Source organism: Corynebacterium flavescens (genome assembly GCF_008693105.1).
Classification (GTDB): domain Bacteria; phylum Actinomycetota; class Actinomycetes; order Mycobacteriales; family Mycobacteriaceae; genus Corynebacterium; species Corynebacterium flavescens.
On the sequence record NZ_VXKK01000009.1, the window covers coordinates 53,791 to 67,221 of the forward strand.

Annotated in this window: 12 protein-coding genes; 5 read left to right on the forward strand and 7 right to left on the reverse strand. The window is 61.9% G+C overall.

The genetic code is table 11. The features are described from left to right. The first annotated feature begins 16 nt into the window (after positions 1 to 16). Complete coding sequence (locus F4V60_RS00805) at positions 17 to 904, forward strand: alpha/beta hydrolase (RefSeq protein WP_075728897.1); 888 nt, start codon at positions 17 to 19, stop codon at positions 902 to 904. Here the strand turns inward: F4V60_RS00805 and F4V60_RS00810 are convergent, their stop codons facing one another. The 5 genes from F4V60_RS00810 to F4V60_RS00830 form a co-directional block, all read right to left on the reverse strand. Continuing rightward, a complete protein-coding gene (locus tag F4V60_RS00810) occupies positions 905 to 4,414 on the reverse strand; it encodes an arabinosyltransferase domain-containing protein (RefSeq protein ID WP_075728898.1) in 3,510 nt (1,169 codons plus the stop codon). A 101-nt stretch (positions 4,415 to 4,515) separates the two neighbouring features. Then, a complete protein-coding gene (locus F4V60_RS00815; RefSeq protein WP_141255903.1) occupies positions 4,516 to 6,504 on the reverse strand; it encodes a galactan 5-O-arabinofuranosyltransferase in 1,989 nt (662 codons plus the stop codon). A 181-nt stretch (positions 6,505 to 6,685) separates the two neighbouring features. Further along, the gene (dprE2, locus tag F4V60_RS00820) at positions 6,686 to 7,444 is read right to left on the reverse strand and encodes a decaprenylphospho-beta-D-erythro-pentofuranosid-2-ulose 2-reductase (RefSeq protein ID WP_075728899.1); all 759 of its coding nucleotides are present in this window, start codon (positions 7,442 to 7,444) and stop codon (positions 6,686 to 6,688) included. Positions 7,445 to 7,463: 19 nt separating this feature from the next. Next, on the reverse strand, positions 7,464 to 8,867 hold the full coding sequence (gene dprE1, locus F4V60_RS00825; protein WP_075728900.1) for a decaprenylphosphoryl-beta-D-ribose oxidase: 1,404 nt from the start codon (positions 8,865 to 8,867) through the stop codon (positions 7,464 to 7,466). Positions 8,868 to 8,993: 126 nt separating this feature from the next. Next, positions 8,994 to 9,269, reverse strand: a complete 276-nt coding sequence (locus F4V60_RS00830) for a hypothetical protein (protein ID WP_075728901.1) — start codon at positions 9,267 to 9,269, stop codon at positions 8,994 to 8,996. Positions 9,270 to 9,303: 34 nt separating this feature from the next. Here F4V60_RS00830 and F4V60_RS00835 point away from each other — a divergent pair, with 34 nt between their 5' ends. The 4 genes from F4V60_RS00835 to F4V60_RS00850 all read left to right on the forward strand — a co-directional run bounded on the left by F4V60_RS00835 (position 9,304) and on the right by F4V60_RS00850 (position 11,680). After that, the gene (locus F4V60_RS00835; protein WP_075728902.1) at positions 9,304 to 9,777 is read left to right on the forward strand and encodes a hypothetical protein; all 474 of its coding nucleotides are present in this window, start codon (positions 9,304 to 9,306) and stop codon (positions 9,775 to 9,777) included. A 21-nt stretch (positions 9,778 to 9,798) separates the two neighbouring features. Next, a complete protein-coding gene (locus F4V60_RS00840) occupies positions 9,799 to 10,695 on the forward strand; it encodes a plasmid pRiA4b ORF-3 family protein (protein ID WP_075730951.1) in 897 nt (298 codons plus the stop codon). Between the two features lie 68 nt (positions 10,696 to 10,763). Next, the gene (locus tag F4V60_RS00845) at positions 10,764 to 11,180 is read left to right on the forward strand and encodes a GtrA family protein (protein WP_075730953.1); all 417 of its coding nucleotides are present in this window, start codon (positions 10,764 to 10,766) and stop codon (positions 11,178 to 11,180) included. 23 nt (positions 11,181 to 11,203) lie between these two features. After that, on the forward strand, positions 11,204 to 11,680 hold the full coding sequence (locus tag F4V60_RS00850) for a GtrA family protein (RefSeq protein WP_075728903.1): 477 nt from the start codon (positions 11,204 to 11,206) through the stop codon (positions 11,678 to 11,680). On the opposite strand, the gene glfT1 is transcribed toward F4V60_RS00850, so the two are convergent. Both glfT1 and wzt read right to left on the reverse strand, forming a co-directional pair. Next, a complete protein-coding gene (glfT1, locus tag F4V60_RS00855; RefSeq protein WP_174775525.1) occupies positions 11,681 to 12,595 on the reverse strand; it encodes a galactofuranosyltransferase GlfT1 in 915 nt (304 codons plus the stop codon). A gap of 23 nt (positions 12,596 to 12,618) precedes the next feature. Next, positions 12,619 to 13,428 carry a galactan export ABC transporter ATP-binding subunit Wzt/RfbE gene (gene wzt, locus F4V60_RS00860; protein WP_075728905.1) on the reverse strand — a complete coding sequence of 270 codons (810 nt, stop codon included), beginning with the start codon at positions 13,426 to 13,428 and terminating at the stop codon, positions 12,619 to 12,621. Positions 13,429 to 13,431: the final 3 nt, after the last annotated feature.

The window sequence follows — 13,431 nt, forward strand, 5'->3', positions numbered from 1 at the left end:
GGGTAATCTCGGGGTCATGGCTAAAGAAGAAACTTCCGCTCATGACCCGCACCGCCCCCTCGAGGAGGGCCAGGAATGGCACATCGGCGGCAGTGACCGCCAGCTCAGCGAGCCTGAGCAGCTAGAACAGCTCGCCTCCTACCTAGAGGCGCATTATCCGCTCCCGGATTTCCGTCCGCCGTGGGCCGGGGGAGGCTCGCCGGCGGCGGATCGCTATTGCGCACTCCTGCCGGACCGCATTACGCATGCCGCCATGATGGTCCTCGGCGCAGGCGTAGATCACAGCCTGCCGGGCACTAAGTTCACCGCTGAGATAACCCGCCACGACAGCGAGGTCGGTGCCATCTTTGTACCGCCCACCCCGACTGGGCGCTGGGCGGTATCGCTGCACTCTGGCGGTTGGTGGCGGGGCAATGGCCAGGCTCTGGAGATGCAGTGGCGCCCCGAGGTGGCCGCCGCAGCGCAGCTGTCCGGTACCACGCTTATCGATGTCGATTACCCGCTCGCGCCCGAGCACACCGTCGACGAAATGGTGGCTAGCGTGCGCCGCGCAGTCGAGCATGCCCGAGCCCAAGGCGCGGAATCGGTGACTGTGTGGGGCTATTCCTCCGGCGGTGCCTTGGCGGCGCTGCTATCGAAGGACGTCGATGCGCTCGCGCTTACCTTCCCCGACTTCGCCGCCCTGGGTAATCTTCCCGATACTCTGCGTGCAGGTTATGAGCTGCCCGCTGTCGATTCTTATCCCCGCACGCTCGTGCAGACCGCGCTCTATGACGAGGTGGCCAGCCCGGTGACCATACCCAGTGCCGAGCGCGCCGACTACGTCTCTCAGCACCGTATCTCCACCCCGGCTGTGGCGCGGCAGCGCATCATCGATACCGCGGAGTTCCTCAAGTCGGTGTAGCTACTTGTCGTCGGAGCCCTCGGGGCGAACCTTCATCTTCGATTCCTGCCACCATCCGGCGCGCGAGATTGTGTCGTGCTGGATGGCGGCGTCGGCAGGCGCCTGGCCCTGGGAGTTGGTGCGCAGTTCGTACTTTTCGACGGCGCCCCAATCCCGCGCCCAATCATTGTTGAGGTAGCTGGGGATCTCGTAGGAGTAGTTCACTGCCTCAGCCGTGGACATGGCTCCGCCGCCGGAGAAGGACTGGAAATCCGTGAGCGAGGTCTGCGCTGCCGCGTCCGGAAGGATGCGGTACTGCGGGATCTCAGTCACGCCGGCGTAGTGATTGAAGGTGCGCTGGCAGGGGAATTGCAGTGCCACTGACCAGTCGAGCAAGGCCGGGGTCTCCGAGGAGAATTGGGAGTTGAGGGTGGCGAGCTCAGGGACGCGCGGCGGGGTAAAGGCCACCCAATCGTCCTCATCAGTCGAATCATCGACGGCGACGAGGCGTACCGCATTTGCCTCGGCGGGGATCTTATCCATGGCGATGCGCAGGTTGCGCCACTTGGGCGTGGCCCCGACGTCGGAAAGCTCAAGCTCCCCGGTGTCGGAGGCCTTGCCCTGCGCGTCCACGGTGCCATACTCCAGGGTCAGCTCCATGCCCTCCTGCTCGACGCCGTTGACGTCGTGGTGGTAGATGTCGCCGGCGGCGGACACGGCCAGCACAGGCGCGTTGTCCTTGCGCTCGGGCAGACGGTACCACTGGGTGGTGACTTCCGCGGTGGACTGCTGGTTCGCAGCGTAGGAGCCGAGGACAGGGACCTTGGTGTAATCGAGGTTGAAGGGCAGGTGCATCTGGGAGCCATTGACGCCCTCAGTGCCGCGTACCCCGCCTTCGGAGGTGGAGTTGGAGCCGCTGGACTCGTTGGCGCTCTTGCTGCTTCCCTCGCGCGAATCCTGCGCGTTGGTGGCGCCGCCAGCGGAGCCGGAACCCTGGTTGCTTTGGTTTGCAGAACCGGTGGAATCATCGCGGTTGACGTTGCCACCCAGTGAAGGATCGGTCCCAGAGGTGGCGCTGCCGCTGTCGGTAGCACCGCCGCCACCGATGGCGCCGACGGATGCGGAGTTCATGTTCTCCGGCTCGATGGAATCAGGGATGCCATTGGGATCGAAGCCGCGGAAATCCTCGTCCGGATTGATGAGGGAATCACCGAGATCACCGCGGACCGGGGCGAGGAAGGAATCATTGGTATTGGTCTCGACCATGGTGGCATCCGCCAAGGAGCATACGTCTCCCTTCAAGGAAGCGAGGTTGCCCTTGCCCACCGAATAGGAATCCGCCTGGGCCACGTAGCCCTTGGCAAAGGAGGCGCAGGAGAAGGCCACCATGAGGACGCAGGCGATGCCGATAGGAGCGGACATCAAACCAGACCAACGCGAGGCCTTCGCGGCGGCGGAGCGCTCGAATTCCGCGATGTTATCCTTGGCGCTGGCCTTGGATTTGCGGTGATTGTGCACCAGGGACTGGCCGACCCCGATTGCCAGGATGACCATGGCGATGAGGAGGAGGATCGTATTCGCCTCCACCGCCTTGAATTGCACGGTGCGATCCCACCACGGGATGCCGAAGGAAGAAACGTACCACCAGGCATTCCAGCCGGCGAAGGAGATGGCCAAGAGGAATACCACCGAGGCGATGGCGAAGGTTCGCGCGCGGGGCGAGCGCATCGCAATCTGGGAAAGCACCACCGCCCCGAGCGCGGCGATGACCCCGGCCACGCCGGCGTAGATGCCGAAGTGGTGGGTCCACTTGGTGGGAGTAAACATCAGGAAGAACATGGACAGCGCCACGATGAGGAGCAGGCGCTGGGTCGGGCCGACCTCGGCGCCGACAACGCGGCGATCCTTGATGAAGGCATAGGCAATGAGAGCCAGGCAGAAGAGCATGGTGAACATGGCGAAACGCCTTGTCATCGAGCCATCGACCGATTGCTGGAACAAGGTGGTGTAGCGAACGTACTCCGAGTACCACGGCAGCGAAGGGCCTACCTCCGAGCGCACTCGGGTGGATTCTAGGACCGTGGCCAGCGTCTGGTCCCCGAAGGCGGCGACCATGATCGCGGTGCCGACAGCAAGGAAAGGCGCCACCATGGTCAGCCAGCCGCGGACCCCGCCGCCCATTGCGCTTACGCGCTGCGACATGATGGCAAAAAGGCGCGGCAAGCAGACCAAGAACACCCCGACGGCGAAGAGGCCCGTGGGGCCTGCGCCTAGGGTGATGGTGGCGAAAAGCGTGCCGAATGCAGCGGGCAAAAGGCGCTGGGTGGCGATGGCGCGCTCGAAAGAAGCCCAGGTGAGCATGACGCCGAGAGCCACAATGGGCTCTGGGCGGGTGCCGTTGTTATAAGGCAGCCAGAAGGCTAGGAACATGAAAGCGGCGGTCCACTGGGCCACGCGGCGATCACTGACCACCGCGCCGAAGCGCGGGAGAATCTCGCGCGAGAGGATGAACCAGACTATGAGCGCGGAGACCAATGCGGGCAAACGCACAAACATCGAGGAGCTAGAAATGCCCGCGAGGAAGGCAATCAGGTCATAGAAGGGTGAGCCGAAAGGCGCCTCGGGGACGCCGTACCAGCGGTAGTAATTCGCCATATAGGTGGCGTGATCAGCAACACGGCCCATGGTGAGGATGAAGCCGTCATCCGAGGTATTGGAGCCGAAGATATGCCAAAAGCCCAAGACGGCCGCAACCACCGCGTCGAGGGGGCGAATTTGCTTCCAGGTAGGAGGCATAAAGCCGAGGCGGCGGCCATCAAGGCGATCGATGCGCCATAGGCAGAACAAGCTGAGAATAACCATCGCTATGCCCAGCCACATGGCCGCAGTCTTGATCACTGATGGGGAGGAGGTAAAACGCGAATTGACCTCGACGTGGACGTTCATTCCATCCGCGGCGAGAGCTGCGGCGTTTGCCGGGGAGTCATCGATCTCGGTGTAAATACCGGTGACCTGCGGGCGTTTGTCCTCGTCCGTGGTTTCCTTGTGCTTGCCCACGCTCACGGAGGTTTCTTCCCCAGTCGCGGAGATATGCAGCATCGCGTTGCTGGGAAGCTCGGAGACCTCCTTGGCATTGAGCGCGAGGAGCACCTCATCTAGGGAAGTGACCGAAAGGCCCTCCGTATCAGCGCGCACGAACATGCCGCGATTGGAGGCCTTTGGTGATTCCGGCGGGACGGTGCCGTAGAGCAGGTTTTGGCCCTCCCGCAGATCCGCTATCGCGGAAAGCGGAATGTCCGCCTCAATCGACTCCGGAGCCACCGAAATGAGCGGCGCGTTGACTGACTGCAGGGAATCATTCTGCGGCCAGCCGAAGGAGGATTGCGTTTGATTCACCGGGAGAAGTGGCGTGGCCACAAAACACAGAAAACCGATGATTCCGGCAACTATCGCCGTCAGCCGCAGCCAACGCGGGGATGCCGCGATGGTTGGGCGAGGCTCGTTTTTCTTCGAGGCGAGGCTAACTGACACGGCGAATAGTCTACGTCACCGCTTGGGGTTTTCGGGACTCGTCGCCGCGCGGAGCGTGAAATACTGAGTGCTGCTGAATGCTATTGAGTGCTATTGGGGCCTCAAGAGGCGTCACTGCGCACGGCGACCACGAAGGGGCCTATCTGCTTGGTGTCCCAGCCTTCCGTGAAGACCTCCGGGTTAAAGAACACGGAGCGATAGCGCACGTTGGGCTGATTCGGGTAGATGTCATCGGCCAAGTGAGTCTTAAAACCATCGCCCGGATCCTCCAGGTTGTCGCGGAAGATCATCACATCCGGCCCACGCCATGGCGCAGATTCCAAGGCCTGCCGGAACTGTGCGGGGTCTTGCTCCCAGGAGTCTTTGCTCCATTGTTGAATCTGCTCATTGCGGACACTGAACTCGCCCAAGGGGTTGGCGTAGTGGCTGGTAAAAGCATTAAATCCGAAGTAGGGGTTATAGCCCATAAAAAGCTTCTCATCCGTGAGCACCACGGTGTCATCTGCGGGGTGACCATGGGAATCAATGAAGTCACGGATGTCGATGTAGTGGCGGCTGGAATCACTGGTGAAACGGTCGCCGCGCTCGCCGTAGCCATCCGTATCGGAATAAGCGTGGTCGAGCGCAGACTCATTGGCCTCGGGGATCTGCTGGGCGTAATGGATCCCGCCCAGTGCCAGCACAGCGAGGAAGGCAGCGTTGAGGCGCTGGCGTAGCTTGAGATCGACAACCTGAGGATAGAGCGCCTTAAACCCGCTCAGCCGAAGCTCCGCAAGTGCGAGGATGCCCGCCGTAGCGAAAGTTAGAACGACGGCTATCTCCAAACGGAAGCCCAGCAGAGTAGAACCGATGAGCGTGACAATCATGGAAGCCAGGATCCACAGATAGAGACCAATGAGAGCACAGGTCAGGGAGAGGATCTCCGGCGTTTCCAGCCTTATCATCAGGTAGACCAGACCGATAAGACAGAGCAGGCCAATGATGCTGAAGGAGAGGAAGGGAACCGGAACCTGCGTTCCCTCCTGGGGCAGGTAGTGCTGCGCGGTCGATTCCAGCGGCGTCGATGCCCGCAGCGCCGCCAAGACATAAGGGCCCCACGCTATGGAGGCTATGGCAATGGAGCCAACCCCGATGATGATAGTGCGGAAAATCGGGCGCCACTGCTGCCTGTAGATAGCGGTAAGCAGCGCCAGCCAACACACGACGGTCAGCGCAACTGCACCGGTGAAAAGGGTATAGAAGGTGGCGGATATCCCCAGGTACAAGGTGATGCCGATGGTCGAGGCCCAGGAGCCGGCGAAAGCATGTGCGCACATCACGGCGACTGCGGGAACGCCCATCGCGATGACCGCGGAATAGGGTTCCTCAGCACCGAGGGTCGCGGTTACCGCGGTGGTGACCAAGGCGATGGCGGTGGCTACCGGCAGCGAGCCCGTCAGGCGCTGCCAGATGGGCACGAGGATACAGCCAGCAACCGCGATGGAGATGAGGGACCAAGGCTGGAAGACTTCCCAGCCGGGTATTCCCAACAGGTGCGCTAGGCGCCCGCCCAGCCAGAACCAGCCCAGAGGATAGAAGGTGGGCAGGCCCTCGTAGTTCATGTCGGCGTAGCCCATCTGGTCGGCCGAACGGGTAAGGAACTGCGTGCGGAAGACCTGATCCACCTGGACTCCGTCGAGCCACAGGCGCGTTGCCGAAAGCGGTAGTCCGAGCGCGGCGAGTATCAAAAGCGCGGGGGAGAGGTAGCTGACCACATAAGTCAGCCACGTGCGCCAGCGCGGACGCGGGACACGGCCGCCCTCTTTTTCTTTATACCCATCACGGATCCATAGCGTGGCCAAGACAGCGACGAGGACAACCGTGGCCACTATTCCTACGGTGCATAGAGCGCGGGTGACCATGGAGGTATTGAAAGCAGGCAGAGAAATCCTGTGGAAGATGTACCAACCAGCCAAGGTGAGTAGACCACTGCCCAAAGCCGTGACCGCTATCCCGATGAGGGCGGTCCTAAGCGGTAGACGGTCGGGAGCGTATTCCTGCAGCGCGGGTGGGGTAGGGCGTGCAGAGATGTCGGCAGCTGGACTTGTCATGTCCCATAGTTTCCCACAAATGCAGTTCGGTTTAAGAACCAGCGGGGCTTTCCACGCCAGATTCCTGAGACTTCTCGCCTGCTGCACGAGGGAAAACGAAGGGAGGGCACGGCCACTCGGCACGAAACACTCTGTGCCGAGCGACCATGCCCCCCGCGTTTAAATCCGCTGGCGCCTGATCTTAGAAAGGCAGCTTGCGGAAAATCGCCTGCGGGATGAACTTGAAGGCGAGCGAGACATATTGGAAGAGCGGATGCACGAAGATCGCTTGCTTGTGCTCGACGACGGCCTTCACGGTGGCCTCGGCTACGTCGGAGACGTTGACGGTCAGCGGCGCCTCGCCGGCCTCCGCGGACATCTTGGTGCGGACCTGACCGGGGCGGACAACGAGGACGTTGGCGCCGGTGCCGCGCAGGGCTTCGTCAAGGTTGATGAAGAATCCATCGACGCCGGCCTTGGCGGCACCGTAGACAAAGTTGGAGCGGCGCACGCGCATGCCGGCCACGGAGCTCAGCGCCACGATGGTGCCATGTCCCTGCTCCTTGAAGTACTGACCCAGCAAGACGCCGAGGGAGACGGGAGCGGTGAAGTTGGTCTCCGCGGAGGCGACGGCCTTGGCCTGGTCCTGCCACAGCTCTTCCTGGTCACCGAGGGTGCCGAAGGCGATGATGGCGACGTCGACATCGCCGCGCTCCCAGGCGCTGGCTACGACCTGCGGGTGAGAAGAGAAATCGGTGGCGTCGAAGTCAATGACCTCGACGTCTGCCCCGCGGGCCTTAAGGTCCGCGGTGGCCTGAGCGATGCGCGGGGAATCGTGGCGGGCGGCCAAGGTCACCTTGGCGGGGCCGCGCTGGAGGAACTCCTCGACGATTCCCAGTCCGATCTCGGAGGTACCGCCGAGGAGGAAGATGTGCTGTGCTTGGCCTACTGCGTTAAGCATTGTCTAGTAGTCCTTTCGATTAGTGCAGCTCGAGGCGGCGGGACATGTCGGAGGCAAAGACCCCGGTCGGGTCGATGTCGTTGCGGGTCTTGAGCCAGCCTTCCATACCTGGGTACATCTTATGGAAAGTCTCCGGCGAGGTACGAGATTCCTTGGCCAGGTAGAGGCGGCCGCCGAATTCCAATACTCGGCGATCGAGATCGTCGAGGAAGGCGCCGAGGCCGGGACGGATGGGGAAGTCGACGCAGACATTCCAGCCAGGCATGGGATAAGACAGCGGAGCCTTGTTGCCTGGGCCGAAGAGCTTGAACACGTTGAGCGCCGAGTAGTGCCCAGAGCGCTGCATATCGCGGATGATCTCCTTGAAGGGCTCAACGGCGTCGGTCGGCACAACGAACTGGTACTGCAAGAAGCCCTTGGAGCCGTATCCACGGTTCCATTCGCCAATGAGATCGAGGGGCTGATAGAATTGCGTGAGGTTCTTGACCTTGTTATAGGCCGGCGCGCCCATGGCATAGTAGGCCTCGCCGATGGCCATGAGCGTGAGCTTGTTCATGGTCCATGAGGGGAAGATGTCCGGCACGGTCATCAGCTGCGGGGCATTGAACTTGAGCGGATCCTTCGCCAGCTTCGGAGCCAGCTCCTCGAGCTGCGCCAGGGTGGCCAGGGAGCCGCGCGAAATAGTGGAGCGGCCCAGCTTGGGCTCTGGTGAGATGACATCGAACCACGCGGAGGAATAGGTGTAGTTCTTCTCCGAGCCATCGGAGTGGAAGGCCACCGTCTCTTCGAGGTTGTCGGTGCGGTCCGTATCGGCCACGAAGTAGGCGGTCTCGGTCTTGGTCATGCGGATCTTCGCCCGCAGGATGATGCCGGTCAGGCCCATGCCGCCTACAGTGGCCCAGAAGAGCTCGGAGTTCTCGCCCTCAGGCTCGAGGTGCAGGACCCGGCCATCAGCAACGAGGAGCTCCATGGAAACCACGTGGTTGCCAAAGGAGCCGGCGCTGTGGTGGTTCTTGCCGTGAATATCAGGGCCGATGGCGCCACCGATGGTGACCTGGCGGGTGCCGGGCAGAACCGGTACCCACAGGCCATAAGGGATGGCGGCTTTCATCAGCTGGTCCAGGGTGACGCCACCGTCGACGTCAACGATGGCGGATTCCGGATCGATGGAGTGGATCTTGTTCAGCGGCTGCATGTCGATGACGAGTCCGCCGCCGTTTTGGGCAGGATCGCCGTAGGAGCGGCCCATGCCGCGGGCAATGACGCCGCGGCGCAGGTGGCCTGGTTTGGTGGAGTTATCGTCAGCAACCTGGGCGACGGCCTTCTTGATGACGTCGACGTCTTCGGTCGAGACGACGTGTGCGGTTGTTGGGGCGGTGCGGCCCCAGCCGTACAGGGACTTTTCGGTGGTATGTAGTTCCATCTCTTACTCTTTGCTCGACGTGATGTATCGCTCCTAGCCTACTCACGTAGGTGGCGCGGGGAGGGGACTGAATTAAGTGACATTCGGAACAAAACGGACGCTTGTACTGCCCGAATGTGTTGTTTACTACAGATCCATCAGCTCCCGAATCTCTGCGGGGAGCTCCTCCTGGGAAGTGATTTCTGGGCCCTCATACTCACGCAGTAACTGATACACCCTCCCGCGCGAGTGGGAATCGAGCATGGGAAGCTCTTGGGCCATGAGCCTCGTCATAAAACCATCTAGGGGAAGCGCGGTGTGCTCGGTGGCTAGGAAGTGCCCGTTGCGGCGGTCATCATTATCGCGCTGATCTTGCGCGGCTTGTTGCACCGGCGTGAGGTGCTCTTTTTTCGCGTCATACATGCGCTCTAGAGTACCGCCGCTTAAAGTAGATGCCATGACTACAGGGGCCGAGAAGGCAACAAACAACCGCCAAGATAATTATGCGCTCGATGACACACTAACCGGGCGCATTACCCAGGCCGCAGCGGCCGGGATTGTCACCTCCTACCCGGACTGGATTAAAAGCCGCCGTGGGCGCATTGCGGCATATGTGCTCTCCTTCTTCGGCTTCGGTGCTCTCGTGGCCTATACCAACGCCCAGGCCGAGGAGGAAGACAGCGCCGAGCCAGGCACCTTCGAGCCCGTCACGGGCGCCGAGGCTCCTGGTGCCTGGGCCGTGTCCGCGGCCGTCGTGCTCGCCGGGGTGCTGAGCACATGGTTGGGCACGGCGGCATCGCGCCGGGTGGTGCGCGGCCTGCGTAAGCGGGGCTTCGCCAAGCCCTGGACGGTGCTGGGAATCGTTGCTGCGGCAGTGGTTTATAGCACCAGCGAGCTGGAAGCGCGGCGGATTGAAAAACTAGCGCAATAGCTTTTGCGTATTGTGGGCAGCATGAGTTACGGGGTGACCGATCTAGCGCGGGCGCGAGCCAGGCGAGCGGGCACCCCTATCCAATTGCGGCGCGAGCCTTTGACAATCATCTGCCAGGTTGCCAATATCCGCGCCGATGCGGAAGTCCACCGTCAGATTGGTTTCAGTGATGCACTGACCTTCAACGAGCTGCATCGCGTGCTCAGCATATGCTTTAGCCTGCCCAAGGAAGACTCCCCGTGGCACTTCTTCGAACACGTCGATGCCCGTGGCGCACGGATCGATCCGCGCCACCAGATCTCGCAGTTCCTGTGGAGAGAGGGCGACCAGGTGGACTTTTCCTGGGGGCTATGGGATTTCGAGATTGTCGTCGCGGAGATCTACCCACGCGATAGCGGCACGCCGCGGGCCCTCTGCGTCGGCGGCTCCGGCTCCCTCTTTCGCAACTTCGATCTCACGGCTATCAACGCCGAGCTCACCGGCCAGGAAACCATCGCCGAGGTGCTTAACATGGTCGCGCCCCCGGTTCGCCGGATGATCGAGCGCACGAAGCTCTATGACTTCGTTCCCCTCCTCCAAGCACTGGATCTGAATCGTCCGGTAGAGGTGAGCAGGCCAACGCGGCACACCCTGCGTAGCCTTCCCCGCGAGGTCACCCCTGAGGGCCAGGATGCCTTTTGGGCGATGGCGCTGGCTCTTTCGTGTTTGGGCGGCAAGGAGCTAACTGATTCCGTGGTGGAGACCGCCATGGAAGCGCTGGGTTGGGTTGATGATGACGGCCGCAGCCTGACCGGGGAAAAGATCCGCGCGCTGTGCTCTTCTTCGCTGTCCCAATTGGAACGCGTGGGCGCCTATGGCCCAGCAGCCGACTCGCCGGTGGACCGCTTGGACGTGTACCGCGCATTGCTGCATGGGTAGAGTACTTTCTCGTGACTGATAAACCAGAAGATTCTTCGCAGGGCGCTGCGCGCGCCGTCGCCGAAGACGTGGAGGTACAGGCCTCGAGCACCTCGCTCAAGACGCAGCTCTTCCGCTTCATCTCCGTCGGGGTCTGCACCGCCGCCCTCGACTACAGCCTGACGCTGCTCCTCACCGCGCTCGGTCTGCATCGTTCCGCGGCCAAGGCCCTGGGCTGGGTGGCGGGAACCATCGCCGCCTACATCGCCAACGCGCGGTGGACCTTCGGCGCCCAGGTCTCCGGGCGCACCGCCGGTGCCGTGGCGGCTCTATATGGTTCGACCTTCGTGGTGCAGAACTTCCTCTACTGGGTTCTCAACGCGCCACTTTTGTCTCTGGGTCTCGACGGTGTTGTCAAAGACACCGTCGCCTTCGTCATCGCCCAGGCGGTGGCCACCGTGACCAACTTCGTCATCCAGCGCATATTTATCTTCAAAGATAAATAGAGAGAATTAGACGGGGAAACTAGATGCAGGAGGCCACAGGTCTGGCGCGGGTAGCCGGGCGTCTGGGACGTTCGCATTCTTTGCAGGCCCACGGCCTCAAATTCGCCCTCATCGGCGCCCTGTGCGCGCTTATCGACGGCGGACTGACCTGGACCCTGCAGCTCGGCCTCGAGGTTCTGGATAAGACCCAGGCCCGCGCCGTCGGCTTCGTCGCGGGCACCTGCACCGCCTATTGGCTCAACCGCCGTTGGACCTTCAACGCCCGAGGCTCCACCCGGCGTTTCCTGGCGGTGGCGGCGACCTACGCGCTTACCTTCGGCATCAACATGCTGCTTTACGATGTCGTCTTCGACCATCTCACCCATCAACGCTGGGACCCCAACCTCGGCCTGGCTTTAGCCTTTGCCGTGGCTCAATTGACCGCAACGCTGGTCAATTTCTTTATTCAGCGCTGGGTGATCTTCCGCTCGACGCGTAAGTCCTTCGAGGTCACCGACTAACTAAGGGCGGCGAAAATCCTCGGTGCGTCCGCGGTTATGGAGCTTGAGCCATTGCCAAAATCCCCGCGGATCGTGGCGCTGAACCAGGAAGAACCAGCCAAAGCGGGCAAATTCCTGGGGCAGAAGCTTGCGCATACCGCGCTGCCACAGCAGGTAACCGCGGTTGCGGTAGGTAAAGAAACGCTTGAACTCGCCCTCCGGATACTGCGTGTGCATCCGCCCGCCCAAAATGGGCTTGAACTCATCAGAGCCATCTGGGTGCAGGTAGCTCGTGGTCAGCGCGGTGCCAAAGGCGAGGCCAGAGCCCTGCAGGCGGCGGTGATATTCAACCTCATCGCCGCGGATGAACAGGCGGTAGTCCGGCACCCCGATGATTTCCATGGCCTCAGCCGAGATCAGCGCGCCGTTAAAGAGAGAGGCAATACCGGGCAGGAACTCGCCCTCAAGCTCATCCATACGCCGCCGCCATACCAGGCCTTGGCGCAGCGGAAAGGCCAGGCGGCCTGGGTCAGCGATATTGCATACCGCGGGGGAGACCTCGTGGAGCTGATGCGCCTCCGCTACCCGGTAGAGCTCCTCGAGCACGTGGGAATCGGCCGGCCGGCCATCATCGTCGGCGCACCACACCGCATCAGCCCCTAAGGCCAAGGCATGCAAAAAGCCCAGTGCAAAGCCGCCCGCCCCGCCCAAGTTCGTGTGGGAGGCGATGTAGACCGCGCGATCTCCGGCGCGATCTTCTACCAAAGCCTGCACGGCTGGGTCGGCGCCGTTATCGACCACGATGACCCATTGGACCGGGTGAGTCTGGTTCACCACCTGATCCAAGGAGGCGCCTAAAAGCTCCACGCGTTGGTGGGTAACGATCACGGCGGCGGTGGTCCCCGCCTTGCTCAAAGTGGCAGTCATGGATTCCATTGTGCCACCCGTCAAGCCCGGCCCTAACCTTGAGTGGCCGAGTCGTCCTCGTTGGCAAAGCGCACACGCAGATCGCGGACATACTTGCCTGCCTCGGGGCCCTCGTACTCGCCCACTACCTGCGAAACCTCACCGGCCGAGCGGATGGTGCCGTGGTCTATCCACAGCGCCGTATTACACAGCTGGGCCAAGAAGTCATTGGAGTGCGAGGCAAAAACCAGGATGCCTGAGCGCTTGACCAGCTCTTGTAAGCGCACGCGCGCCTTGGCCATGAAGGCGGCGTCAACCGCGCCAATTCCTTCATCCAGAAGCAGAATCTCTGGCTCGATGGAGGTGACAACGCCCAAGGCCAGGCGCACGCGCATACCAGTGGAGTATGTACGCAGCGGCATGGCGAGATAGTCACCGAGCTCGGAGAACTCTGCGATCTCATCCATCTTATTTTTCATCTGCTTGATGGTCTGACCCAGGAAGAGCCCACGGACGATGATGTTGTCGTACCCGGAGACCTCCGGGTCCATGCCTACGCCCAGGTCGAAGACGGGGGCCACGCGGCCGCGCACCCGAGAAGCGCCGCGGGTGGGCTCGTAGATGTTGGACAATAGGCGCAGAAGAGTGGACTTGCCGGCGCCGTTGTGGCCAACCAAGCCGACGCGATCTCCCTCACGCAGGTGCAGGTTGATGTCCTTCAAGGCCTCGACGACGATGGTGTTATCGGAGTTCTTGCCAATCACGCCGCCGGCCGAGGAAAGCATGGCCTTCTTTAAGGAGCGGGACTTCGCATCAAAGATGGGGAAGTCAACGCAGGCGTTATAAGTATCGATGGAAACCATAAT